Origin of the sequence: Streptomyces sp. MMG1533, from assembly GCF_001279775.1 — a bacterium.
Taxonomy (GTDB): Bacteria; Actinomycetota; Actinomycetes; order Streptomycetales; family Streptomycetaceae; genus Streptomyces.
Genome location: NZ_LGDG01000123.1, coordinates 76,071 through 98,634 on the forward strand (window position 1 = coordinate 76,071; position 22,564 = coordinate 98,634).

23 protein-coding genes and 2 pseudogenes are annotated in these 22,564 nt (G+C 70.2%); 13 read left to right on the plus strand and 12 right to left on the minus strand.

Translation table 11 applies throughout. The annotated features are described in order from the left end of the window. The first annotated feature begins 203 nt into the window (after positions 1–203). Positions 204–452 (plus strand): SCO4226 family nickel-binding protein, encoded by a 249-nt coding sequence (locus tag ADK57_RS15170; RefSeq protein WP_053749987.1) that lies wholly within the window; start codon positions 204–206, stop codon positions 450–452. A gap of 60 nt (positions 453–512) precedes the next feature. Continuing rightward, positions 513–1,178 carry a ferredoxin gene (locus ADK57_RS15175; RefSeq protein WP_234390189.1) on the plus strand — a complete coding sequence of 222 codons (666 nt, stop codon included), beginning with the start codon at positions 513–515 and terminating at the stop codon, positions 1,176–1,178. On the opposite strand, the gene ADK57_RS15180 is transcribed toward ADK57_RS15175, so the two are convergent. Next, positions 1,175–1,603, minus strand: a complete 429-nt coding sequence (locus ADK57_RS15180) for a DUF2809 domain-containing protein (protein WP_053749989.1) — start codon at positions 1,601–1,603, stop codon at positions 1,175–1,177. The two genes, ADK57_RS15175 and ADK57_RS15180, sit on opposite strands and share 4 nt — an antisense overlap. 703 nt (positions 1,604–2,306) lie before the next feature. Between ADK57_RS15180 and ADK57_RS15185 the strand changes: the two genes are divergently transcribed. Continuing rightward, a complete protein-coding gene (locus tag ADK57_RS15185) occupies positions 2,307–2,957 on the plus strand; it encodes a hypothetical protein (RefSeq protein ID WP_234390191.1) in 651 nt (216 codons plus the stop codon). A 189-nt stretch (positions 2,958–3,146) separates the two neighbouring features. On the opposite strand, the gene ADK57_RS49900 is transcribed toward ADK57_RS15185, so the two are convergent. Next, positions 3,147–3,800, minus strand: a complete 654-nt coding sequence (locus ADK57_RS49900; protein ID WP_053749990.1) for a hypothetical protein — start codon at positions 3,798–3,800, stop codon at positions 3,147–3,149. A 391-nt stretch (positions 3,801–4,191) separates the two neighbouring features. Here ADK57_RS49900 and ADK57_RS51135 point away from each other — a divergent pair. Then, a pseudogene (locus tag ADK57_RS51135) lies at positions 4,192–4,284 on the plus strand (IS5/IS1182 family transposase); the annotation flags it as partial. Positions 4,285–4,390: 106 nt separating this feature from the next. Here ADK57_RS51135 and ADK57_RS49905 read toward each other — a convergent pair. After that, on the minus strand, positions 4,391–4,801 hold the full coding sequence (locus tag ADK57_RS49905) for a hypothetical protein (RefSeq protein WP_159050062.1): 411 nt from the start codon (positions 4,799–4,801) through the stop codon (positions 4,391–4,393). Positions 4,802–4,920: 119 nt separating this feature from the next. Continuing rightward, a pseudogene (locus tag ADK57_RS52245) lies at positions 4,921–5,022 on the minus strand (Mobile element protein); the annotation flags it as partial. Positions 5,023–5,344: 322 nt separating this feature from the next. Between ADK57_RS52245 and ADK57_RS15195 the strand changes: the two are divergent. Beyond that, the gene (locus ADK57_RS15195) at positions 5,345–6,325 is read left to right on the plus strand and encodes a GNAT family N-acetyltransferase (RefSeq protein WP_053749991.1); all 981 of its coding nucleotides are present in this window, start codon (positions 5,345–5,347) and stop codon (positions 6,323–6,325) included. 121 nt (positions 6,326–6,446) lie between these two features. Here the strand turns inward: ADK57_RS15195 and ADK57_RS15200 are convergent, their stop codons facing one another. Further along, the gene (locus ADK57_RS15200) at positions 6,447–7,208 is read right to left on the minus strand and encodes a phosphoglyceromutase (protein ID WP_053749992.1); all 762 of its coding nucleotides are present in this window, start codon (positions 7,206–7,208) and stop codon (positions 6,447–6,449) included. Between the two features lie 161 nt (positions 7,209–7,369). On the opposite strand from ADK57_RS15200, the gene ADK57_RS15205 reads away from it, so the two are divergent. Both ADK57_RS15205 and fxsT read left to right on the plus strand, forming a co-directional pair. Continuing rightward, positions 7,370–8,632: an MDR family MFS transporter gene (locus ADK57_RS15205; RefSeq protein ID WP_053749993.1), complete on the plus strand. Its 1,263-nt coding sequence runs from the start codon at positions 7,370–7,372 to the stop codon at positions 8,630–8,632. Positions 8,633–8,721: 89 nt separating this feature from the next. Next, positions 8,722–11,241 (plus strand): FxSxx-COOH system tetratricopeptide repeat protein, encoded by a 2,520-nt coding sequence (gene fxsT, locus ADK57_RS15210; RefSeq protein WP_053749994.1) that lies wholly within the window; start codon positions 8,722–8,724, stop codon positions 11,239–11,241. 2 nt (positions 11,242–11,243) lie between these two features. Here the strand turns inward: fxsT and ADK57_RS15215 are convergent, their stop codons facing one another. Next, positions 11,244–11,669 (minus strand): DUF2000 domain-containing protein, encoded by a 426-nt coding sequence (locus ADK57_RS15215; protein WP_053749995.1) that lies wholly within the window; start codon positions 11,667–11,669, stop codon positions 11,244–11,246. A gap of 49 nt (positions 11,670–11,718) precedes the next feature. Here ADK57_RS15215 and ADK57_RS15220 point away from each other — a divergent pair, with 49 nt between their 5' ends. Continuing rightward, positions 11,719–12,561: a helix-turn-helix transcriptional regulator gene (locus ADK57_RS15220; protein WP_053749996.1), complete on the plus strand. Its 843-nt coding sequence runs from the start codon at positions 11,719–11,721 to the stop codon at positions 12,559–12,561. Here the strand turns inward: ADK57_RS15220 and ADK57_RS15225 are convergent. Further along, positions 12,554–12,796 (minus strand): hypothetical protein, encoded by a 243-nt coding sequence (locus tag ADK57_RS15225; protein WP_053749997.1) that lies wholly within the window; start codon positions 12,794–12,796, stop codon positions 12,554–12,556. The two genes, ADK57_RS15220 and ADK57_RS15225, sit on opposite strands and share 8 nt — an antisense overlap. Here ADK57_RS15225 and ADK57_RS15230 point away from each other — a divergent pair. After that, a complete protein-coding gene (locus ADK57_RS15230; protein ID WP_063785950.1) occupies positions 12,795–13,289 on the plus strand; it encodes a hypothetical protein in 495 nt (164 codons plus the stop codon). The two genes, ADK57_RS15225 and ADK57_RS15230, sit on opposite strands and share 2 nt — an antisense overlap. A 145-nt stretch (positions 13,290–13,434) precedes the next feature. Here the strand turns inward: ADK57_RS15230 and ADK57_RS15235 are convergent, their stop codons facing one another. Both ADK57_RS15235 and mshA read right to left on the minus strand, forming a co-directional pair. Further along, complete coding sequence (locus ADK57_RS15235) at positions 13,435–13,935, minus strand: YbjN domain-containing protein (RefSeq protein ID WP_053749999.1); 501 nt, start codon at positions 13,933–13,935, stop codon at positions 13,435–13,437. Further along, the gene (mshA, locus tag ADK57_RS15240; protein WP_053750000.1) at positions 13,928–15,265 is read right to left on the minus strand and encodes a D-inositol-3-phosphate glycosyltransferase; all 1,338 of its coding nucleotides are present in this window, start codon (positions 15,263–15,265) and stop codon (positions 13,928–13,930) included. Before mshA ends, ADK57_RS15235 begins: the two co-directional genes overlap by 8 nt. A gap of 260 nt (positions 15,266–15,525) precedes the next feature. On the opposite strand from mshA, the gene ADK57_RS15245 reads away from it, so the two are divergent. The 3 genes from ADK57_RS15245 (at position 15,526) to ADK57_RS15255 (ending at position 19,587) form a co-directional block, all read left to right on the plus strand. Further along, complete coding sequence (locus ADK57_RS15245; RefSeq protein ID WP_053750001.1) at positions 15,526–16,341, plus strand: hypothetical protein; 816 nt, start codon at positions 15,526–15,528, stop codon at positions 16,339–16,341. A gap of 296 nt (positions 16,342–16,637) precedes the next feature. After that, positions 16,638–17,717: a C40 family peptidase gene (locus ADK57_RS15250; RefSeq protein ID WP_053750002.1), complete on the plus strand. Its 1,080-nt coding sequence runs from the start codon at positions 16,638–16,640 to the stop codon at positions 17,715–17,717. 448 nt (positions 17,718–18,165) lie between these two features. Further along, positions 18,166–19,587 (plus strand): PP2C family protein-serine/threonine phosphatase, encoded by a 1,422-nt coding sequence (locus ADK57_RS15255; RefSeq protein WP_053750003.1) that lies wholly within the window; start codon positions 18,166–18,168, stop codon positions 19,585–19,587. 96 nt (positions 19,588–19,683) lie between these two features. Here the strand turns inward: ADK57_RS15255 and ADK57_RS15260 are convergent, their stop codons facing one another. From ADK57_RS15260 to ADK57_RS15270, 3 genes are all read right to left on the minus strand, one after another. Then, positions 19,684–20,019 (minus strand): DUF2516 family protein, encoded by a 336-nt coding sequence (locus ADK57_RS15260; RefSeq protein ID WP_078973139.1) that lies wholly within the window; start codon positions 20,017–20,019, stop codon positions 19,684–19,686. Between the two features lie 134 nt (positions 20,020–20,153). Beyond that, a complete protein-coding gene (locus ADK57_RS15265; protein ID WP_053750004.1) occupies positions 20,154–20,810 on the minus strand; it encodes a hypothetical protein in 657 nt (218 codons plus the stop codon). 77 nt (positions 20,811–20,887) lie between these two features. Then, positions 20,888–21,433: a helix-turn-helix domain-containing protein gene (locus ADK57_RS15270; RefSeq protein WP_053750005.1), complete on the minus strand. Its 546-nt coding sequence runs from the start codon at positions 21,431–21,433 to the stop codon at positions 20,888–20,890. A 259-nt stretch (positions 21,434–21,692) separates the two neighbouring features. Here ADK57_RS15270 and ADK57_RS15275 point away from each other — a divergent pair, with 259 nt between their 5' ends. After that, the gene (locus tag ADK57_RS15275; protein ID WP_234390194.1) at positions 21,693–22,250 is read left to right on the plus strand and encodes an NUDIX domain-containing protein; all 558 of its coding nucleotides are present in this window, start codon (positions 21,693–21,695) and stop codon (positions 22,248–22,250) included. Positions 22,251–22,564 lie beyond the last annotated feature (314 nt).

Consider the following 22,564-nt stretch of genomic DNA (forward strand, 5'->3'; position numbering starts at 1 on the left):
GTGCCGGGGCCCTTCTTCAGTGGGCGGACTCGGCCCGTCCTCCCGCGCGCACGAGCGCACCCCTCCCCCGGGCCTGCGGATCCCGCGCACGTCGGCGCGCCGACCTGTGAGGTCCGGGTAGCCCGGGCTGCCGCGCAGGCGCACCCTGAGAGGAGAGCAGGCGAACCACTCGCGCACTCGGAAGGACAAGGAGGTGCGAGGCCATGACGCAGTTCATGGACGTCCACCACGGGTTTGAGGGCATCACACCGGAGCAGCTGAGGGAGGCGCACGACGCCGACCTCGCCATCGAAAAGGAAGAGGGCGTGCACTTCGAGCGGGCCTGGGCGGACCCGGAGTCCGGAATCGTCTACTGCCTCTCCGAGGCACCTTCGGCGGACGCGGTCCAGCGCGTTCACGAGCGGGCGGGCCACAGGGCGGACGAGGTCCATCGGGTACCGCTGTCGATCTGACGTTCCGGCACCGTCCTGGGCTGCGGCGGTCGTCGGGCCGGGGCGGTCGGCCCTCAGGGCGTGCGGGAAGATGACGCGGTCCGGAGTTCTCGATCTCGACTGTCTGTCCCTGACCGGGGAGGTGCCGTCCTGCGCGGTTACTGGGACCCTCTGCCCACCGCCCGGCGGCTCGTCACCACCGCGACGCCGGCAAGGGCCGTCTTCTCAGGCACCTGGGCGGAACGGAACCGGCGCAACGTCCCCGGCCCCTTCTACGGCGCGGCCACCGACTCCATGGCGACCGGGCGCCTGGACGCACCGCACCACATCGCCTACGACGACGACCTGGGCGGCGGCTTCGGCACGGAGTTCGTCTACCGCCGGCCGACGAACCCGACGGAGACGGAAGCGCTGGTCGCTGCGGTCTCCATGGAGCTGTACAACGGCTACGGCTGGGACGGCGACGACCACTGGACCCCCGCCACCGTCCGCACCTGGTGGCACGACCGGGGCCGGGTCCGCGAATGGGCCCTGACCATCGCGGCCGACTGGGGCGCCGATACCCACCCCGCCTGGGGCTTCAACGGCTCCGCCCAGTACCGGTCCCACTACCACGATGCCGCCCGGGGCCACCGCGACTTCGTCGCCCACATCGGCGACGGCCTGGAGCCGTACCTGCGCGGCTACGTCTTCTGGCTGGAACGCCGCCGGGCACCTCGGCGGTGGGAGGCGCTGCCGGTCCTCTAGTGGGCCGCCTCCGCCTGGCCGTGGGGGCACACCGCGGTGTGGACGAGCCAGCCCGCTGCCGCACCGACTGCGTACCAGAACAGGTCGGGTGGATTGAAGGTGGAACCGAGCACGAGGCGGGTGACGGCGCTGCGCTGGGAGAGCTCCCCCGTCACCTCGCTGAGCTGCAGGAACTCGACCCCCCAACTGACGGCCAGTGCGCTTCCGGCGGCCGTCAGGGGCGTCACTCGTGGCGCCACCAGAACGACAAGGGCGAGAAGCAGGACGGTGTACAGCGCGTCTCCGCCGTACTTGGCCAGGCTTCCCGCGGCCACCGCCCGGAGTCCCAGCCCCGCGCCGACGGTCACCACCGCGGCCCCGGCCGCCGCAAGACGGATCCGTGCCGGTTCGACGACGCGGTCATTGGTTCCGGGGATGAGGGGCACAGGGGCATACTGCCGGACGTCCGGTGCTCGCGGCGGAGCACACCGCAGGCCGGACAGGAACATCCGGACGTCGCCTGTCGGTTCGGTACGGGTGCAGGTGGTGGCGAGGCTGTTGTGGCGGCGAAGCTGTTGTGGCGGCGAGGCTGTTGGTGATGGCCGCGCAGAGCCGACGGCCGGTGATCTCGCCTCCCTTACGCAGTACGAGTGAATGAGCCGACTGTTCAGTTCGGGGCAGGTGGCGAGTCTTCTACGGTTTCTGAATGGATCCGAGGGCTGCGGGAAAGGCCCTGCGGGCGGGGGGACCGGTGGAAAGGCGCGCCTGATGTCGGGGTTGGGGAAGTCGCCGGACTCGCTCAGGGTCCGGGCGGACCGCTGCCATCGGACCGGGGCGTGGGCCTGGGGCGCGGTGGGCGTGGCCTGTCTCGTGGGAACAGCGCTGAGTTTCAGCGGGCCGTGGGTGGACGGGAGCCTGGCGGCGCGGATGGTGGCTTCCGGGCCGTCCACGGGTTGCTGGGGGTTGGCGGCCTCTCTGGTGTTCCGTGCGCGGGGGACGAGTGGACGGGTGCGGACACGTTTGCTGCTGTTGGGGGGTTCGGCGGTAGCCGGGGGTGTGTACCGGGGGGCGGTCAAAGTGCTGTCGGCTCACCCTCCGGGTTCGGGATGGGACGAGCGATCGCTGCTCGGTTCGGTGGTGGTCACCGGAGTGACGCTGGCGGTTGGCCTGGGGATGGCCGGTCTGGTGGTCGCGGCCGATGCCGGCAAAGGCCGGCACGTGTTGCTGCGGCGCGTGCTCGACGGGGTCGTCACAGCCGGGGCCGTGTTCATGACGGGATGGGTACTGCTGCGGGGGGCCACGGACGGCTGGCGGCTGGGGACGGGGATGGTCGGTGTCCTCTGGACCGCGGAGGTCGTGTTCCTCAGTTTCCTGTTCGCCCTGCGCCGTCTCGTACGGAGCGACCAGAGGGTCACCCTGTGGGTTGGCATCGTCGGGCTGTCCCTCATGCTGATCGGCGACACCCTGCGACTGTGGACGGTCGGCCCGCACAGCCCCGAGGCGATGTCCTGTCAGCTGGTCGACGCCTGCAACACCGCGGGCCTGCTGGTGGTCGCCGTCGCCCCTTGGTTGCCCGGCGGGGCGAGCGTCCTGGGCACTGCTCAGCCGACGTTGCGATGGGGGATAGAGGGTGCGGCGGCGTTCATTCCCCTGACGGTCTGCACGGTCACGGCGCTGGGATATGTGTTGGCTCCCCCTGCCCGTGACCCGGTGCCGCTGTTGGTCGGTGGGACGGCGCTGCTGAGCCTCTGGGCACGCCAGACGTTCCTGCCGACCGAGAACACCAGAAACGACGACTGAGTTCTCGTGCGGCTGCCCTCCCTGCTGCGGCCGCTTTCGCTCGTGTCCCTGGCCGGAGGAGGAGGACGAGGAGGAGGACGAGGAGGAGGACGAGGAGGACGAGGGCAGGCGCAATACGCGGCGCGAACGCCCCGGGGATCGGGGCGCGAAGGCCCGGGCCGTGGGCCGGGCCGTCCGATCCGCTGCCGGTCAGGAACGCAGCTTGGGCAGCAGTGCGCGGACGGTCTCCACCATGGCCGGCCAGGCCGCCGTGACCTGTTGATCCGTCAGGACGCTCAAGCTCTGCACCTGGACCTCGCACTCCAGGTTGCTGTCCCGGACGAACAGCCGGAGGTCGTTGCGGAACGGTGCAGCATCCTTGACGTTCTCGTAGCGGAAGGCCCCCCGGCCAAGACCCGGCTCCTGCACCACCGGGGCTTGGGCCTCCTTCGGCGCCGAGGACAGCCGGTACTCGTACTGCTTGATCGCGACGGCCACGTCCTTCCAGGCGGTGCAGTAGACGATGGAACGGCCATCCGCCTTCGTCCCGGCCGTCCTGAAGCTCTGCAGGCAGGCGGCGCCGCCTGCGGTCGCCGGATCGGAGCCGGTCTGCTGCCCCTTCGGCGGTTCGGCCGTCGGCGCGACGGCTGCAGTCAGCGGGCCGAAGTCGAGCTTCGGGCAGAGGTCCGTCGGCGGACGGTAGTCGCCCGGCCCGTTCGTCGGTCCGGCAGCCGCCGTCGGCGTGCCTCCGGCGTCGGCGGACGCCTTCCCGTCCCCGCTGCCGCACCCGGCCAGTGAGCCGAGGACGAGTACCGCGCCCGTACCCCATCTCGCTGCACGAATGCCTTTGCCGGTAAGCCTCACGACGTCCCCCCGGATACCGTTGCCAATGTCCGGGGGCCCAGGCCGGTGAGAGGCGCCGACGAGGGCCTCGGCACGATCACTCCCGTGACGGCGCAGGTCCGGTGCCCCCCGCAAAACCCGATGTCCTTCTCGCGCTGTCGCGGGGCAGCACGCCGTCTTTGGGACAAACCCATGTTCTCTCTCCCCCCAGCGCCGACCCGTCTACGGCCGACGGCGCCACCACCATTGCAAAGCGCAGACCCGGGGACATCGGGGAAAATACTGAATCCTCTACGTACAGAGTGGGCCGGGAACCACCGGCTTGCCTCAGCCGACGACGATCGGCGCCTCCAGCAAAGCCTGCCGGGCATCAGCGTCGCTTGCTTGCGCGCCTGCGAGGTCGTATTCATCCAGGGGATGCACCCCGATCCCGAAACGGTGGGCGGTGGAGCGGACCTACGGCCGGCCGATGCTGCACCGCCGCCTGGCCCGCGACTACCAAACCGGACAACCGGCGTGGCAGTCGGGCCCCTGACCAGAACCACCTCAACAAGCCGAAACGGCCCGTCAGATGAACTGGTGGGCCGTCGGGCCGTCACGAATATTCAAGGCTAGGCTCGAACGATTGCCGCCAGTTCGTTGATGTGCATCTTGTCGTTGGCGTCGTAGTAGACGACGTCGATTTCGATCCTATTGCCCTCCGGGAAGGAGTTGTTGCAATAAGTCCACCCGGCGGCAACCCCTTCGTGGTTTGCGCATTGACCACTGTACCCGTCGGTCGTATCCCGCCAGTGTATCCCTACCGCCTTCCCGTTCTTTACGTCATCTTTAAGCCAGAAGACTTCTCCATACGGCTTAAAGCACATGTCGTAGTACCTGGTGAAACTGCAGGTTTCGCCGCCGCCACTCTGATAATTTCCCTCAACCGCATATTGAAGCGGATCCGGTTGGGCCGATGCCGGTGAGGCGATCACGAGACTGCCCGCCATGACGCCGAGAAACCCGACGATTGCCGTTGCCATTCGCTTAAGAGACAACTGCCACTCCTTCCACTGCTCGATGGAACGCCAGTTTGCTCGGCAGACCTTTGGCGGCGTACCTATAACGTTTCAGGGTCGAGCGAGCCGACCTGTGTCTGCTCGGGCATGAATCCCTGCTGGCAGAAGACGACTTCGGACTCGCCCGCCTCGGGTATGACCTCGCCGTCGGCGATCGCGTAGAGGTGCTCGACACGGGCCTTCTTGGCCTGGTTCCGTTCACGGATCACGACGGCGATTGTTCAGCGCTCTGGGAGGCGCCCGCCCGGGGCCGAGGTCGAACGAGAACGGACAGCACCCGTCGACTGACACTCCCCGTCCCGGGCAGGGGGTGGCCTTCCTGGGCCTCGGTACCCGTAGTAGCCGTTGGTCGACCGGTCGGTATCGGCCTGGTGACTGCTGCAGTTCCCGGCGGACAGGCAAGGCAGACCGGCCGCTCCTCGGTCCCTGGATATCGGTGGACCTTTCGCCTCGCCTGCGGCGCACGCCCGTGGTGCGATGAAACAGGGGGTCGGGAAGGAGAGAGCGATGATCCCACCGGCAGGGGAACGCAAGAGTGGCACGGGCCCTGTGTCGGTCCGCCCGCTGGGTGAGGCGGACCTGGATCGGGCCGACGAGATCTTCAGGGTCGCCTTCGGGACGTTCCTCGGGGCTCCCGAGCCGAAGACGTTCTTCGGGACCGCCGACTACGTCCGCACTCGCTGGGCGGCCGCTCCACATGCGGCCTTCGCAGCGACGGTCGAGGGCGAAGTCGTTGCATCGAACTTCGCCGTCAACTGGGGCAGCGTCGGGTACTTCGGCCCACTGACCGTACGTCCGGACCTGTGGGACCAGGGCGTCGGCAGGCGCCTCATGGAGCCGGTCATGGACTGCTTCGAGACCTGGGAGAACCGACACCTGGGCCTGTTCACCTTCTCGCACAGTCCGAAGCACCTTGAGCTCTACCGCCGGTACGGTTTCTGGCCCCGATTCCTCACAGCCATCATGAGGAAGCAGGTCGCAGGCAGTGCCGCAGTCCCCGGCCGAGTGCTGTACGGCCGGCTTCCCGCCGCCGAGCAGCCCGACGCCCTGAGCCTCTGTCGCACACTGACCGGGGCCGTGTTCGAGGGCCTGAGCCTGGAACACGAGATCGTGGCCACGCACGCGCAGGGGCTCGGTGACACCATCCTGCTCCACGGGGCCGGCTCCGAGCTCGATGGCCTGGCCGTCTGCCACTGCGGAGCCGGGTCGGAGGCCGGAGAGGACGTGTGCTTCGTCAAATTCGGCGCCGTGCGCCCTGGCCCGGAGGCGGCCGACCGGTTCGAACGACTGCTCACCGCGTGCGAGCGGCTCGCCGCCGAGCGCGGCCTGGGGCAACTGGACGCCGGAATGAACCTGGCCCGCCAGGATGCCTACCGGCGAATGGTCGACCGCGGTTTCCGCACCTGGTTGCAGGGCGTGGCCATGCACAGGCCCAACGAACCCGGCTACAGCCACCCCGACGCCTACGTGATCGATGACTGGCGCTGAGACCCCGCCACACTCGGCCCGCGAGGAAGGCCCGGTGCTGCCCGAACCCGTGAACATTCCGCGTCACCAAAAGCCCCCTACCAGCGGAGAAACCGCAGGTAGGGGGCTTGATCGCGTCAGGTTACTTCTTCTTGCCCTGGTTCTTGACCGCCTCGATGGCCGCCGCAGCAGCGTCGGGGTCGAGATACGTGCCGCCGGCCTTGACCGGCTTGAAGTCCGCGTCGAGCTCGTACGCCAGCGGAATGCCCGTCGGGATGTTCAGGCCCGCGATGTCGGCGTCGGAGATGCCGTCGAGGTGCTTGACGAGGGCGCGGAGGGAGTTGCCGTGGGCGGCGACGAGGACCGTGCGGCCGGCCAGGAGGTCGGGGACGATGCCGTCGTACCAGTACGGGAGCATGCGGATGACGACGTCCTTGAGGCACTCCGTGCGGGGGCGCAGCTCCGGGGGGATCGTCGCGTAGCGGGGGTCGCTCGACTGGGAGAACTCCGTGCCGTCCTCGAGGGGCGGGGGCGGGGTGTCGTAGGAGCGGCGCCACAGCATGAACTGCTCCTCGCCGAACTCGGCGAGGGTCTGGGCCTTGTCCTTGCCCTGGAGGGCTCCGTAGTGGCGCTCGTTCAGGCGCCAGGAGCGGTGGACCGGGATCCAGTGGCGGTCCGCGGACTCCAGGGCGAGCTGTGCGGTGCGGATCGCTCGCTTCTGGAGCGAGGTGTGCACCACGTCGGGGAGCAGGCCGGCGTCCTTGAGCAGCTCACCGCCGCGGACTGCCTCCTTCTCACCCTTCTCGTTGAGGTTGACGTCCACCCAGCCGGTGAACAGGTTCTTCGCGTTCCATTCGCTCTCGCCGTGGCGGAGGAGGATCAGCTTGTACGGTGCGTCGGCCATGCGTATGAGCGTAATCCAAGGGCTCGATGCCTCGTGCGTCCGCTCGACAGACGGACGGTTGACGGGATCTGTTAATTGAGTGGCCCTCCCCCACACCGGATTCGTAATGTGTGCCTGCCGACTGAGCCTCTTACATCCGTTGACACCGTGGGGGATCCGCCATGTCCGTCGCCGCCTTGAGACGTGCCACCCGCGAGACCGTCTCCGGCCTCCCCCGCGAGTTCTGGTGGCTGTGGACCAGCACCCTGGTCAACCGGCTCGGTGCGTTCGTGGCCACGTTCATGGCCCTCTATCTCACGCTCGACCGCGGGTACTCCGCCTCCTACGCCGGGCTTGTCGCTTCACTGCACGGCCTGGGCGGGGTCCTCTCCTCCCTCGGTGGCGGCGTGATGGCGGACCGGCTCGGGCGGCGGCCGACCCTCCTCGTCGCCCAGGTGTCCACCGCGGCCTCCGTCGCGCTGCTCGGGTTCGTGCAGCACCCGGTCGCCATCGCCGGCGTCGCCTTCCTCGTCGGGATGGCCTCGAACGCCTCGCGGCCGGCCGTGCAGGCGATGATGGCGGACATCGTGCGGCCCGAGGACCGGGTGCGGGCCTTCTCGCTCAACTACTGGGCCATCAACCTCGGGTTCGCGATCTCCTCCATGGCGGCCGGTTTCATCGCCGAGGTCAGCTATCGCGCGGGCTTCCTCATCGAGGCGGGTATGACGGCCGTCTGCGCGGTCGTGGTGTTCCTGAAGCTGCCGGAGTCGCGGCCCACCGTGCACAAGAACGAGGAGGAGACGACCGGCGGCGTCGGCCTCGGGACCGTCCTGCGCGACGGGCGCTTCATGAGCGTCGTCGGGCTGTCGTTCCTCGTCGCGCTGATCTTCCAGCAGGGTGCGGTCGGCCTGCCGGTGGCCATGGGCCAGGCCGGGTTCACCCCGGCCGACTACGGCATGGCGATCGCCGTCAACGGCGTGCTGATCGTCGCGCTGCAGATCCCCGCCACCCGGTTCATCGAGCATCGGGACGCCAAGCGGCTGCTGGTCGTCTCGTCGCTGCTTGCCGGATACGGCTTCGGCCTGACCGCCTTCGCCGGGTCGCTCGGCGTCTTCGCCCTCACGGTGTGCGTGTGGACGCTGGGCGAGATGATCAACGCGCCGACGCAGACGGGTCTGGTCGTCCGGTTGTCGCCGGTCCACGGCCGTGGGCGCTACCAGGGCATGTACACCCTGTCCTGGGCCGTCGCCGCCCTGATCGCCCCCCTGATGTCCGGTGTCGTCATCGACCACTTCGGCGCCGAGTGGCTGTGGGGGCTGTGTGCGGTCGTCGGGACGGTCGCCGCGGTGGGGTTCGGGACCCTGATGCGGCGGCTGCCGGCGGAAGGAGCGGAAATTGCCGACGTCGCCCCCGCCGGTACGGAACCCGAAGTCCGAACGACCTGACGCCGACTCTGTGCTGAGCCCACACCCCACGCGGTATACAAGAAGGTGCGGTACGGGGGCCGTTGGGGCCGCTGGGGTGGGAGACAGGCGTGACCGACACATCCGAGTTGATCTTCGTCAGCCATGCCGGACATGACGGCCAGTGGGCGGAATGGGTGGCCTGGCACCTCCAGGAGGCCGGGTACGAGATCGAGCTCGACCTCTGGCACTGGCGTTCCGGCGAGGACTTCGTGAGGAAGATGAACGCGGCGCTGGAGCGGGCGTCCGCGGTCGTCGCCCTGTTCTCCCCCCAGTACTTCGCCCCGGGCCGGTACACCGAGGAGGAGTGGACCGCCGCCGTGGCCGGCCGGGACCGCTTCGTCCCGCTGGTCATCGAACCCCTGGAGACCGGCCAGTTGCCCGCGCTCCTTCGGTCACGAATCCGCCGGCAGATGCACGACCTGGACGAGGCCGCGGCTCTCAAGGCACTGCTCGAAGCGGTACGGGGACGGGAGATCCCCACCGCCTCGCCGGCCTTTCCCGGTAAGGCGCCCCGGGCCGCCAAGCGCACCGGCTCGTCGGCTTCGCAGAGCCTCCAGCCCCGCTTCCCGTCCACCACCAACGATCCCGACGTGTGGGACGTACGCCAGCGGCGCAACCCGCACTTCACCGGCCGCGACGAGGTCATCGACACCGTGCGCGGCGGTCTGCTCGACGCGCGCCGGGCCGCCGTACGGGTGCTCCACGGGCCGGGCGGCGTCGGGAAGACCCAGGTCGCGCTGGAGTACGCGCACCGCTTCGCCGGACAGTACGACCTGGTGTGGTGGGTCGACGCCGAGCAGGTCGAGCAGATCCCGGCCCGGTACGCGGAACTCGCGGCCCGTGTCGACGTGGCCAAGCCGGACGCCGGTGCCGAGATCAACGCCCGGTACGCCCTGGAGTACCTGCGCACCCACGACCGGTGGCTCATCGTCCTGGACAACGCCGAGGATCCGCGGCAGCTGCGCACCTGGCTGCCGGAGGGCTCCGGACATGTGCTCATCACGGCGCGCGACCCGGCCTGGAAGAAGATCGTGCCGGCTCTCCCCCTGGGCGTGTTCAGCCGTACGGAGTCTCTGGCCTACCTGAACGGCCAACTGCCCACGCTGACCGACCGGACGGCGGACGCGCTGGCCGACGCCCTCGGCGACCTGCCGCTCGCGCTGGCGCACGCCGCGGGCGCGCTCAGCGAGGGGACACCGCCCGACCACTACCTCCAGCTGCTCAGGACAAACACCGCCGAGCTCCTCAACGACGGGGAGGTGTACGACTATCCGGTCTCGGTGGCGGCCACGGTCACGATCGCCGCCGACCGTCTGGACGCGGGCTGTCCCGAAGCGGCGGCCCTGCTGCGCCTCGCGGCGTTTCTCGGGCCCGAGCCCATTCCGACGTCGTGGCTCGTCGAGGCGCGCGGGGCGCTGACCAGCATCCCCGGGGACCCGCACGACATCCGCTGGCCGCGCAACGCGCTCCAGCCACTCGCCCAGTACGGGCTGGCGGTCGTCGGGCCCGACGCGTTCCAGGTGCACCGGCTCACCCAGGCCGTCGTGCGCCACGTCACCGCCGACCAGGCCATGGGGCCGGTGCAGGACGTGGCCGCGTTGCTGGCCGCCGTCGATCCCGGCGACCCCGAGTTGCCCGAGGCTTGGCCGGAGTGGGCATCGCTCACCCAACATCTGACGGCGGCACTGGACGCGATGATCGACAGAGGCGAATTGCGGCCGACGTTCCTGAAGGCCGCCAATTACCTCGTACGCAATGCGCAGCCAGAGGCAGCCCACGGACTCGCCGGGACCCTGCATGAGACGTGGAAGGCCTCTCTGTGCGAGGACGATCCCGACACGCTGCGCGCTGCACACCTGGTGGCCGTGGCCTTGAACGGCATGGAGAGGTACGAAGAGGCGCTGCCCCTCATTGAGGACCTCCTGGAGAGAAGACGCAGAGTGCTCGGGGAAGAGCATCCCGACACGATGAGCTCGACCCACGATCGGGGCATTGCCCTGGGCGGGCTGGGCAGATATGCCGAGGCGCACACCACACTCCGGGATGTGGCGGCACGTCGCGAGTCAGCCCTGGGCGAAGACCACGTCGATGCCCTTCGCTCCGTCTCCAATTACGGGTACACCCTGATGCAACTCGGCCGGCTCGACGAAGGCCACCAGGTACTGACGGACGTCTTGGCCCGACACCGGCGTGCGTTGAACGAGGACCACCCCACTGCCCTCGCCGCATGGAGCTACTTGGGCAGTTCCCTGTCTTCTCTCGGCAGACACGTCGAGGCCCTGCACGTCCATACGGAAGTCCTGACGCGACGTCGGCAGCTGCTGGGCGACAGACACAAGGACACTCTCAACAGCGCCGCAAACGTCAGCCAGACACTCACCGATACCGGCCAGTACGCCAAGGCCGAGGAACTCCTCCGCTCCACAAGGACTCGCATCCGGGAATCTCTCGGAACCGAACACCGCCTGTACGCCGAGGTCACCGTCGGTCTCGCCGAGACCCTGGCCCGCCAAGGCAAGACCCACGACGCCCAACGCCTGCGCGCCTCCCTCAAGCAGAAGAGATCCCCGAAGAAGAGCAGACGCTGACCTCACGGATGCATCCGCGCCCCCTTCACCACCTTGTCCACCGCGTTCCGGGGCCCGTACACGGCCAGTCCGACCAGATCCAGATCATCCGTGGACACCGCCCGTACGGCGGCGCGGTTGTCCCGGTCGTTCCCCGTCGTGAAGAGGTCGGAAGTGAACAGTGCTCGCGGCAGCGCACGGGACAGCACGCGCGCGTGGGCCGCCGTCAGCGTCTCCTTCGTGGCCTCGAAGACCATGACCGGCTGGCGGAACATCGGCAGGTAGGGCACGCCGTCGGCATCCTCGTACGGTTCGCCGATCACCTCGGGGAGCTGGGTGCCCAGGCCGCTGACCAGGAACGCGGTGACGTTGAGGCGTTGCCAGGGCTCCAGGTCCTCCCGCAGCAGGACGGCGATCTTGGTGTCGAATCGGATGGGTTCAGTGCTCATGCAGCGAGACTGCCGACCGCCGTACGACACCGTCTTGTACGTTCTTTGCATGGCCGCCCAGCGGAACGTCTCCGCCTGGCGCCCGCACATCCCGGGCGTCGTGGAGGTCTTCCACGCCCACTTCACGGAGTACGCGTATCCGATGCACGTCCATGAGGCGTGGACGCTGCTCATCGTGGACGACGGGGCCGTACGGTACGACCTCGACCGGCACGAGCACGGCACCCCGCACGACACGGTGTCCCTGTTGCCGCCGCATGTGCCGCACAACGGTTCCCCCGCCACCCCGGAGGGCTTCCGCAAGCGGGTGCTCTATCTGGACGGCTCGCACCTCACCGACGACCTCATCGGTCCCGCCGTCGACGGGCCCGATCTGCGGGATCCCGTACTGCGGCTGCGGGTCGGGCAGTTGCACGCCGCGCTCGCCCGGCCCGGGGACGAGCTGGAGGCCGAGAGCAGGCTGACGCTCGTCGGCGAGCGGTTGCGTGCGCATCTGCGGCCGGGAGCCGAAGGGCCGGGTGCCACCGCGCCCGCCTCGCGCCGCGATCCCGTCCTCGCCCGGCGACTGCGCGAACTCCTCGACGAGCGGATCGCCGAAGGGCTGTCGCTGGACGAGGCCGCGGGGCTGGTGCAGGCCCACCCCGCCCATCTCGTACGGGCGTTCAGTGCCGCGTACGGCATCGCGCCGCACCAGTATCTGAACGCCCGGCGCGTCGACCGGGCCCGCCGCCTGCTGCTCGCGGGGCACGGGCCGGCCGACGTCGCCGCCGTCACGGGGTTCCACGACCAGGCTCATCTCACCCGCCACTTCAAGAGGCTGGTGGGCGTGACGCCGGGGCGCTACCGCGACAGCGGGGGCCGGGAAGGCCGAACGACGGTCGACGTCACCTGACGTCCGTGGAGTACGTGGAGTACGTGCAGGTTTCGCTGGTGCCCGCCTTGCGGAACTCCAGTTTGGCCGACTTGCCGCCGTAGCCGACGTACGCGTGCCCCAGGGCGAGCGCTCCCGCGAGCGCGACCGCGGAGCCGGAGCTGCGGCAGGTGAACAGCGGGCCTGCGGACGTTCGTTCGAGAGATCGGCGGAAGCCGTCCGTCCACCGGTCGTCGCCGGTTAGCGTCGCCTCCATGGAAAACCCACAGGACACACAGATCCCTCACGATTCGCCCGCCCCGCGCGCGTTACGGGCCAGACGCGTATCGACCGCCCTCGCGGGGGCGGCAGCCCTGGTGGCCCTCAGCGTCGGCGTCGCCCTCGCGGCGAGCTCCGAGGACGATCCCTCGCCCACCCCCACCCCGACCTCGACGTACAGCGAGCCGACGACCGATGTGCCCGTCGACGACGGCGGCACCGGGGGCGGCAGCGGGGGCAGCAGCGGCGGCTCGACCGGCGGCGTCGACCCGGACTACCCCGACCCCAGCCCGACCGGCCCGGTCGACCCCGGGCCGAGCCCGACGGAGTCGGTGGACCCGCCGATCCCCTCCGAGCCCCCCGCCGACCTGGACGAACTCAACCGGCGTATCGCCGAACTCGACCAGAAGGTCGACCAGTTGCCCACCAAGAAGGAACTGGCCGACGCCCTGCGGGCCTTCGCCGACGAGCTCGACAAGTCCGAGTCGTAGCCTGGCGGTTCCGAGGCGTGGCACGACAAGTCCCGAGTCGCAGCTCGACGACATCCGAGTCGTGGCTCGACGACATCCCAGTCGTGGCTCGGCAGAATCCGAGTCCTGGCTCGACGAGTCCGAGCCCCAGGGCGCCGTCCCGGGGTCAGTCGGCCGGCCGCTGCGTCAGATGCGCGAACGCGTCGAGGTTGCGGGTCGGCTCGCCCCGGGACACCCGCCACTCGTACTCCTTGCGGATGGCGCTCGCGAAACCGAGCTCCAGGAGGGTGTTGAAGCTGCCGTCGGCCGCTTCCAGGACCTGGCCGAGGATGCGGTCGATCTCGTCGGCGGTGACGGAGGGCAGGGGCAGTTTGCCGGTGACGTAGACGTCGCCGAGGGGGTCGACGGCGTAGCTCACGCCGTACAGCTTGAGGTTGCGTTCGAGGAGCCAGCGGTGGACGCCGGACTCGTTCTCGTCGGGGTGACGGATGACGAAGGCGTTCAGGGACAGGGAGTGCCGGCCCACCAGCAGGGACACCGTCGTCGACAGTTTGCGGGTGCCGGGGAGCTTCACGACGTAGTTGCCGGGCGCCGGGCTCTCCCACTCGAGTTCGGCGTCCTTGAGGACGCCCTCGATGACCTGTGCCGCCTTCTCTGCGTCAGCCATGGTGGGAGCGTACGCGACGCCGGTAGGACTGGGCCGCGGCCGTGTAGACGTCGGCCGTCGCAGCCGCGGCGGTGTCCCAGCCGAACGACTCGGCGTGCCGGGCGGCAGCCGCGCCCATCCGGGCGGACCGGTGCGGGTCGTCGGCGAAATCGGCCAGCACGCGCGCGTAGTCGGCGGGACTGTGCCCTTGTACGAGGATCCCCGTCCGTCCGTCGTCGACGGCCACCGGCAGCCCGCCGACCGCGGCCGCGAGCACCGGCGTGCCGGCCGCCTGGGCCTCTATGGCGACCAGGCCGAAGGACTCGCTGTAGGACGGCATGACGAGCACGGACGCGGCCCGGAACCAGTCGGCGAGCTGCTCCTGGCCGACGGGCGGGTGGAACCGTACGACGTCGGCGATGCCCAGGCGTGCGGCCAGCTTCTGCAGGCCCTCCGGCTTGGCGAGGCCGCTGCCGCTGAGGCCGCCGACGACGGGCACGAGCAGGCGGGAGCGCAGCTCGGGGCGCTCGTCCAGCAGCACGGCCACCGCGCGCAGCAGCACGTCCGGCGCCTTGAGGGGCTGGATGCGGCCCGCGAAGAGCGGGATCAGGGCGTCCTGGGGGAGGTCCAGGCGGGCGCGGGCGGCGGCGCGGCCGTCGGCGGGGCGGAAACGGTCGAGGTTGACGCCGGGGTGGACCACGGCGACCTTGGCGGGGTCGGCGGCGTAGTGCCGTACGAGTTCCTCGCGTTCCTCGGCGGTGTTGGCGATGAGGCGGTCGGCGGCGGCGACGATCTGGGTCTCGCCGATGACGCGGGCGGCGGGTTCGGGGGTGTCGCCGTCGGCGAGGTTGGCGTTCTTGACCTTGGCCATGGTGTGCATGGCGTGGACGAGAGGGGCGCCCCAGCGCTGGGCGGCGAGCCAGCCGACGTGGCCGGAGAGCCAGTAGTGGGAGTGCACGAGGTCGTAGTAGCCGGGTCGGTGACCGGCCCAGGCCTGCATCACGCCGTGTGTGAAGGCACACAGCTGGGCGGGGAGCTCCTCCTTGGCGAGGCCTTCGTAGGGGCCTGCGTCGACGTGCCGGACGAGGACGCCGGGAGCGAGCTGGACGGAGGGGGGAAGCCCCCCGGCGGTCGCCCGCGTGAAGATCTCCACCTCGATGTTGATCGCGGCGAGGCGCTGCGCGAGCTCCACGATGTACACGTTCATGCCGCCCGCGTCGCCGGTGCCCGGCTGGTGGAGCGGTGAGGTGTGCACGGAGAGCATGGCGACCCGGCGGGGCCTGCGATGCAGCCTGAGCCGGGGGGGTGCGGCCGACGAGCGCCGCCCGAGCCTGGTGACGTACTGGCTCACGTGGCGTTCCTCCTCGCTGCGGGCATGCCGGACGGAGGGTGTGGGGCGCCCTCCAAGGGAGGCAACACCGGAGGGAGGCGTTCCCATTCCGGGCGGGACGGTTTTTGCCCAGGCATTACCGGGCATCGCTCAACCGTTCGATGACAGGGCGCGTCCGGAGTGCGGTGGGCGAGAGGGCAAGACCGGCCCCCGTGCCCCTGCTGCGGGCACCGGACGCTCGTGGCCCAGGGGCGGCCCGGTTGCGGCCTACCCTCTTACCTATGACATCCCGCGCCGCCACCCGCCCCGTGGGCACGGTGACACGCGGGACGACCAACCCGAACCGGCTGCGGCGCATGGACCGCTGGATCGCGGCGACGCACGGCGCCGAGCTGCGCCGGGCGGACGACCCCGTCGCCGTCGACCTCGGCTACGGCGCCGCCCCCTGGACGGCCGTGGAGCTGCTGCACCGCCTGCGTACCGTGGCGCCACGCGCGCGCGTGGCGGGCGTCGAGATCGAACCGGCGCGGGTCGCGGCGGCGAAACCGTACGAGTGCGACGGGCTCGTCTTCCGGCACGGCGGCTTCGAGATCCCGGTCCCCGGGCGGCTCCACCTCGTCCGTGCCGCCAACGTCCTGCGGCAGTACGACGAGGCCGAGGTGGCCGCCGTGTGGGAGCGGCTGTGTTCGCGGCTCGCTCCCGCGACGGGGAGCTCGCGTGGCGGGCTGCTCGTCGAGGGGACCTGCGACGAGATCGGACGCCGGCACGTATGGGTCGCGCTCGGCCCGGGAGGGCCGCGCACGGTCACCTTCGCGACCCGGCTGGGGTCTCTGGAACGGCCCTCGGACCTCGCCGAACGGCTGCCGAAGGCGCTCATCCACCGCAATGTGCCGGGCGAGCCGGTGCACGCCTTCCTGCGCGACTTCGACCGCGCGTGGGCGGCGGCCGCGCCCTACGCGTCGTACGGCGCCCGCCAGCGCTGGATCCGGGCCGTGCGGGACCTCACCGCCGACTGGCCGGTGACGGACGGGCCGGGGCGGTGGCGGCAGGGGGAAGTGACGGTGGCCTGGGGCGCCTTGGCGCCGCGGGCGGTCTGACCGCAAGGCGGCCCGTACACGGCGGCCCATGCCTCGCGTCCTGCCGCGCGACCTGCCGGGCGGTCTGACCGCAAGGCGGCGTGCACGCGGCGGCCCATGCCTCGCGACCTGCGGGGAACGATCTCCGTGAGTCGTTCGTCACACAGGCGGGGAGATCGTCATGACGGGGCGGGAAATGGGGGAAGCACTGACTCTGTCGTCGTGTGCGGCGACCTCTGTCGTTTTGCGCGGGTACGTGGCACGATCCCCCAGGCGTCCGTAAGTTACTGACGGTCAATCAGTTTGGGGGCAGGAGTATGGGGACGGGCAAGCGTGGCCTGATCGCGTCGGCCGTGACCGTGGTCTGCGCGGTCACCGTGCTGGCGGCACCGGGCACGGCGTTCGCGAGCCCGACACCGACACCGACACCGAGTGCGAGCGCGTCCACGACCCCCCTGCCCAACCAGGACCTTGAGGCCGTACGCGAGAAGCTCGACAAGCTCTACCGCGAGGCGGCCACCGCCACGGACGCGTACAACGCGGCCGAGGAGAAGGCCGAGCAGCAGTCCGCGCAGATCGTCGAGCTGGCCAAGAAGATCGTCCAGGGCAAGGAGAGGCTGGACGAGCTGAAGGAGCGCGCCGGCGCCGCCGCCCGGGCCCAGTACCGCAGCGGCGGGCTGCCGGACGAGGCCCACTTGATGCTGAGCGACAACCCGCAGGAGTTCCTCGACGGAGCGGGTCGGGTGCTCCAGGGCCAGCACGCCACCAAGGGCCTGATCGCGGAAATGACCCGCACCCAGCAGGACTTGGAGCAGTACGCCAAGGACGCCTCCGCCCAGTGGAAGAAGCTGGAGGCCGGCCGCAAGGCCAAGGCGGCGGCCAAGGAGAAGATCGAGAAGCGGATCGCGGCGGCCGAGGAGCTCGAGTCCCAGCTGGCGGAGGACGAGAAGAAGCGCCTCGCCGAGCTGGAGAAGCAGGCCGCGCTCAAGGCGCAGACCGCCTGGCTCGACTCCGGCGTCCTCGACGAGATCAGCGGCAGCGCGACCGCGCAGGGCAAGAAGGCGGTGGAGTACGCGACCGCACAGATCGGCAAACCGTACGAATGGGGCGCCGAGGGCCCGAAGACGTACGACTGCTCCGGCCTGACCTCACAGGCCTGGGCGAGCGCCGGCAGCCCCATCCCGCGCACCTCGCAGCAGCAGTGGCAGCAGTTGACGCGGGTCGCCGTCGAGGACATGCGGCCCGGCGACCTGATCATCTACTTCGACGACGCCAGCCATGTGGCGATGTACGTGGGCGACGGCGCGATCATCCACGCCCCGCGGCCGGGGCGGACGGTGACGCTCGCGGGGGCGGGGTCGATGCCGATACTCGGCGTGGTGCGGCCGGATGCGTGAGGATCCGGGGGAGTTCAGGGGTATTGGCGGGGTTCATAGGTGTCGGCGGCAGTTCATAGGTGTTGACGGGAATTAAGCGGTGTTGACGGGAGTTCAGCGGTGTTGGCGGGGGTTCAGGGGTATTGGCGGAGGCGCGCGAGGCGCGTGAGGTGCGTGGGCGTTCACGGGACGCGCGCCGGCATCCCAGGCGGTCGGTGACGCGCACCACGTGACCTGGCCCACGACCAACCTCCTGCCAAACGCCTTCCGGACGTGACCTTCGTCATTCCGGGCCCGGTACCAGCCTGTCCAACTGCGGTACGGATCGCGGCATATGACAGCGGCGAGCGTCCACCCGGCGTGCCTCACACCATTCCGTTGCGGTGCCGACTACCGCTATGGTCCCCGTCGGTAGGTCGAGGTCCCTCGCCCTGCCGTGCCCTCGGGGGGAGGGAAGGAACCCAAAACGATGCCCGTACCCGTACCGCGGCAGAGAGCGATCCCGGCCGCGGAGAGTGGTCAGGCGCAGGCCGCGTCCCCAGGCGGCGGCCCCTCAAAGGAAGAGGCCCCGCGCCAGGCGGACCCGACCGGAAACACGACGGCCGGGGAAACCGGCCGCACCACTGCCGCCCAGACGAACGGCGTGACCGGCGCCGGCACCGCGACCGCCCCGCTCGGCACCGCGGGCGCCACCGCCGCCACCGCCACCGCCACGACCGGCACCACCCTCACCCTCCTGGTGATCGAGGACGACCCCGGCGGCTCCACCGTCGTGCCCGAGCTGCTGGACGCCGCAGGCAAGCCCATCCGCGTCCGTACGGCCCGCAATCTCACCGAGGCCGAGCGGCTGCTCACCGACGACGTCCACTGCATCCTGCTCGACCTCGCGCTGTCCGCCGGCGGCCGCACCGATGACGACGACGAGCTCGCCGTACTCAAGCGCGTGCTGGAGCTTGCGCCCCGGCACGCCGTCCTCGCGCTCACCGCGACCGGAGACGCCGGGCGCGGCGCCGAGGCGGTGCGCGTGGGCGCCCAGGACTACCTCTTCCGCGACGAGCTGGACAGCCGGCTGCTGAGCCGGGCGATCCGGTACGCGGTGGAGAGGAAACGTTCCGACACGGCCGAGCGACGGCTTGCCGAGGGCCGGATGCGCGCGCAGGAGAACCGCCGTCTGGAACGCGGCCTGCTGCCCACGCCCCTCCTGGAGGGCTCCTCGCTCCGCTTCGCCGCCCGCTACCGCCCCGGCCGCTCGCGCGCGCTGCTCGGCGGCGACTTCTACGACACCGTCCGCACCCCGGACGGCACGGTCCACGCCATGATCGGCGACGTCTGCGGCCACGGCCCGGACGAGGCGGCACTCGGCGTGGAGCTGCGCATCGCGTGGCGGGCGCTGACGCTGGCGGGCCTGTGCGGCGACGAACTGCTCGGCACGCTGCAGCAGGTCCTGGAGCACGAGCGCTCCGACGAGGAGATCTTCGCGACCCTGTGCACGGTCGACATCGCGCCCGACGGCCGCCGCGCGGGCCTGTGCCTCGCCGGCCACCCGTCCCCGCTGGTCGCCCGCCCGGGCCGACCGGCCCAGCTGCTGCCGTACGACAACAACGGTCCCGCCCTCGGTCTGCTGCCGGGCGCCCGCTGGCCGCGGATGCAGGTGGAGCTGGGTGCCGAGTGGAGCCTGATGCTCTACACCGACGGTCTGATCGAGGGCCGCGTCGGCGCGAGCGGCGAGCGGCTCGGCCAGGAAGGCATGGTGAGGATGGTCCGCCGCCAGCTGTCCGAGGGCCTGCGTGGCGAGCAACTGCTGCGGGCGGCGGTCAACGAGGTCCGCAACCTCAACGGGGGCGAGCTGACGGACGACGTGGCGGTCGTACTGCTGGACCGGGTCGGCTGACCACAGGGCTTCGGTCGGCGTCCGTCGGTCAGTTCACGCACCCGGTCGGTCGGCGTCCGGTCGGCCGGTCGGTCAGTTCACGCGCCGGTCGGTATGTCAGCGTCCGCCGTTGTACGGACCGTAGGGGCCGTCGCTGTTGGAGCCGCCGCGTCGGCTGCGGCCGCCGCCGGGGAGGCTGCGGAGCGCGGGCCGTACGTCGACCATGTACACGATCGTCGCGACGAGGCCGATGATCGGCAGGAACGACAGGATCGGGAAGAGCAGGTTCACCACGAAGGCGATGCCCAGGATGATCAGCCAGAACGGCTTCGTCTTCTTGTCGGCCGCCCGGTAGCCGTCCTCACGGCGTGTGGCGGCGTCGATCAGCGCGAAGCCGCTGAACACGATCAGGGCCATGCTCAACAGCCACATGAAGCCTGCGAACCCCTGCATCAGCACTACGTCCACCACCAGACTCGGCTCGTCCCTACCCGGTCACCGTACCCGTTCCCACAAGCCCGCTACCCGGTGAACGGGCCGGGCACTCCGAGAGTGCCCGGCCCGTCCGGGTGCCTACCGCCGCCGTTCTACTTGGCGGGCGGCGTGGTCTTCTTGGCGGTGGTCTTGCGGACCGGGGCCTTCTTGACCGCGGTCTTCTTCGCCGGCGCGGGCTCGGCCTTGGCCTCGGCGGGCTTCGGCTCCTCCTTGACCTCGACCGGCTCCGACACCGGCTCGGCCTTCGGCTCGACGGCGATCGCCAGTTCCTCGATCTCCTCGGCGGCCTCGCCGCGCCAGGTCTTCACGGTCTGCTCGCCGTGCTCGGCGACCTTCTCGTAGGTCTCGCGGGCCTTGACGGCGTACTCGGCGGCGACGCCGACGCTGCGGAGGGCGAAGTCCTGGGCGGTCTCGCCGAACTTCTTCAGGTCCGCGTCGATGGTGCTGCCGAGCTTCTTGATGTCACCGTCGAGGGTGCCGAGGAACTCGCCGACCTTGGCCTGGAGGCTCTCCTGAGTCTCCTTGGCCTTGTCGGCGGCCTCCTTGGCGCGCGCCTGGGCCTTCTCCTGGACAGTCTTCGGGTCGGTGTTGCGAACGGCCTCGATCCGCGCCGGCGCCTCGGCGCGCAGCTGCTCCACCAGGCCGGGCACCTTCTTGGCCTGCTGGAGGGCCAGGTCGGCGGTGCCGGCGGCGAAGTAGAGCGGAGTCGGGTCGCTGAGGGTCTTGCGCAGGTCGTCGGTGATGGCCATGGTGATGGTCCTCCCGGATTCTCTTTCGGCTGAGGGTTTTGTGGTCCGCAGTCAGGTGGCCGGTGCCCTGGTCCGGCTCAACCGGCCGTCTGCTGCGGGTCGGCGTCATTGCCGCCGGTCGTGCGGGTACGGCGTGCGGCGGGCTTGCGCCCACCTGCCGCGCGGGTTTCTCTTACGGCGGTCTCGCCGGCCTGGGCGTCCGTGGCACCGTCGCTCGGGGCATCGGTGCCGACCGTGTCGCCCGTCTCCTCCCCTTCGCCCGCTATGTCGATCCCGAAGCCGTTCTCCTTGCGGAAGGACTCGTAGATCTGGAGCAGCACCTGTTTCTGCCGCTCGTTCAGCGTGGGATCGGCGAGGATGGCCGCGCTGGTCTCCACCTCGTCCCGGTCCCGCTCGGCGTCGAGGATCCCGGCCCGCACGTACAGCGTCTCGGCGGAGATCCGCAGCGCCTTGGCGACCTGCTGCAACACCTCCGCGCTCGGCTTGCGCAGCCCGCGCTCGATCTGGCTCAGATACGGGTTGGACACCCCGGCGGCATCGGCGAGCTGCCTGAGCGACAGCTGCGCGGTGCGCCGCTGTTCGCGCAGGTACTCACCAAGATTGCCGACGTTGAGCGATGCCATGCCTCCACCTTGCCCCACCCCCGCTAACTTTTGCAAGCACCCGCTTGCAAAAGTGTGTCACGCCACTCCGAGGGGCTTGCGAGCCTGAGCACGATAGGTATCGAATTTGCACGACAACTGTCGTCATCCGCGTCCGGCCTCCTGGTGCAGGTGCTCTCGGGACGCCCTCCACGGGTCGCCGGGAAGCGGCGTTGTCGGTGGGCTCTGCCAGGGTGTGCGTCGTGGATGAACTGGTGGAGCGGTCGACGATCAAGATCGTGTGCTGGGGGTGGTGGTCAGCCGCCGGCAGGCCATCAGGGAGGGTTGGCTGCACCGGGTCGCCGTGACGGTGTGTCGTGATGAGCGTGGGCGGATCCTCGTCCACCGGCGGTCGGAGCAGCTGTCGCGCTTCCCCGGGCTCTACGAGGTCGTGGTCGGTGGCGCCGTGGATGTCGGTGAGTCCTATGAACAGGCCGCTGCGCGGGAGCTGGCTGAAGAGCTGGGCATTCGCGTGCTGCCGCGCTTGCTGTTCACGTTCATCAACCGCAGCGGTTTGAGCCCTCACTGGCTCGGCGTGCACGAAGCCGTGGTGCCGGATGCCGTGGTCCCCGATCCCGATGAGGTCGCCTGGCATGGCCGGCTGACGGAGCCGGAGCTGCGGTCGGCCCTGCTGGAGTGGCGCTTCACCCCCGACAGCCACGAAGCCTTCGGCCGGTATCTCGCGTTCCGGACCGCGCAGTCAGCCGGTCCTCCTCCAGGCTCTCGAACCCGTGAAGACGCCCCGTCGCCGGCAGCGACTCCAAACCGGGCCGGTGCCGCTGATCGCGCCGCCAGGTGAACCCCCGCATCGGCTGGCGGTCCGCCACCGGCGCATGCCCCAAATGCCGCACCGGACCCGTCACCTCGTCTCCGGCGTACTTCCACGTCGCCGTCCACCGGTCCGCCCAGCCGTCAGACACATCCACGCCGGCCCGGCCGGCGTCCACCGAGACCAGTATGAGCAGGTCTTCCCGTGTGCACCGGTGGGACCACAACGGCCCGGAACTGTACGACGCGCCCTCGCTGGCGTAAGGGGCGGCGACGCCTTGTAGATCAGTCATGTACCCAGACAAACGGCACCCCCTTCCAGGGAGTCGGTGATCTTCGGAGTTG

What these genes read in the sequence shown, in the direction of transcription:
- ADK57_RS15170 (WP_053749987.1), top strand. Translation starts at nt 204, where the DNA reads ATGACGCAGTTCATGGACGTCCACCACGGGTTTGAGGGCATCACACCG.
- ADK57_RS49905 (WP_159050062.1), bottom strand. Translation starts at nt 4,801, where the DNA reads ATGGCAACGGCAATCGTCGGGTTTCTCGGCGTCATGGCGGGCAGTCTC.
- ADK57_RS15195 (WP_053749991.1), top strand. Translation starts at nt 5,345, where the DNA reads ATGATCCCACCGGCAGGGGAACGCAAGAGTGGCACGGGCCCTGTGTCG.
- ADK57_RS15200 (WP_053749992.1), bottom strand. Translation starts at nt 7,208, where the DNA reads ATGGCCGACGCACCGTACAAGCTGATCCTCCTCCGCCACGGCGAGAGC.
- ADK57_RS15205 (WP_053749993.1), top strand. Translation starts at nt 7,370, where the DNA reads ATGTCCGTCGCCGCCTTGAGACGTGCCACCCGCGAGACCGTCTCCGGC.
- ADK57_RS15215 (WP_053749995.1), bottom strand. Translation starts at nt 11,669, where the DNA reads ATGAGCACTGAACCCATCCGATTCGACACCAAGATCGCCGTCCTGCTG.
- ADK57_RS15220 (WP_053749996.1), top strand. Translation starts at nt 11,719, where the DNA reads ATGGCCGCCCAGCGGAACGTCTCCGCCTGGCGCCCGCACATCCCGGGC.
- ADK57_RS15230 (WP_063785950.1), top strand. Translation starts at nt 12,795, where the DNA reads ATGGAAAACCCACAGGACACACAGATCCCTCACGATTCGCCCGCCCCG.
- ADK57_RS15225 (WP_053749997.1), bottom strand. Translation starts at nt 12,796, where the DNA reads ATGGAGGCGACGCTAACCGGCGACGACCGGTGGACGGACGGCTTCCGC.
- ADK57_RS15235 (WP_053749999.1), bottom strand. Translation starts at nt 13,935, where the DNA reads ATGGCTGACGCAGAGAAGGCGGCACAGGTCATCGAGGGCGTCCTCAAG.
- ADK57_RS15245 (WP_053750001.1), top strand. Translation starts at nt 15,526, where the DNA reads ATGACATCCCGCGCCGCCACCCGCCCCGTGGGCACGGTGACACGCGGG.
- ADK57_RS15250 (WP_053750002.1), top strand. Translation starts at nt 16,638, where the DNA reads ATGGGGACGGGCAAGCGTGGCCTGATCGCGTCGGCCGTGACCGTGGTC.
- ADK57_RS15255 (WP_053750003.1), top strand. Translation starts at nt 18,166, where the DNA reads ATGCCCGTACCCGTACCGCGGCAGAGAGCGATCCCGGCCGCGGAGAGT.
- ADK57_RS15260 (WP_078973139.1), bottom strand. Translation starts at nt 20,019, where the DNA reads ATGCAGGGGTTCGCAGGCTTCATGTGGCTGTTGAGCATGGCCCTGATC.
- ADK57_RS15265 (WP_053750004.1), bottom strand. Translation starts at nt 20,810, where the DNA reads ATGGCCATCACCGACGACCTGCGCAAGACCCTCAGCGACCCGACTCCG.
- ADK57_RS15270 (WP_053750005.1), bottom strand. Translation starts at nt 21,433, where the DNA reads ATGGCATCGCTCAACGTCGGCAATCTTGGTGAGTACCTGCGCGAACAG.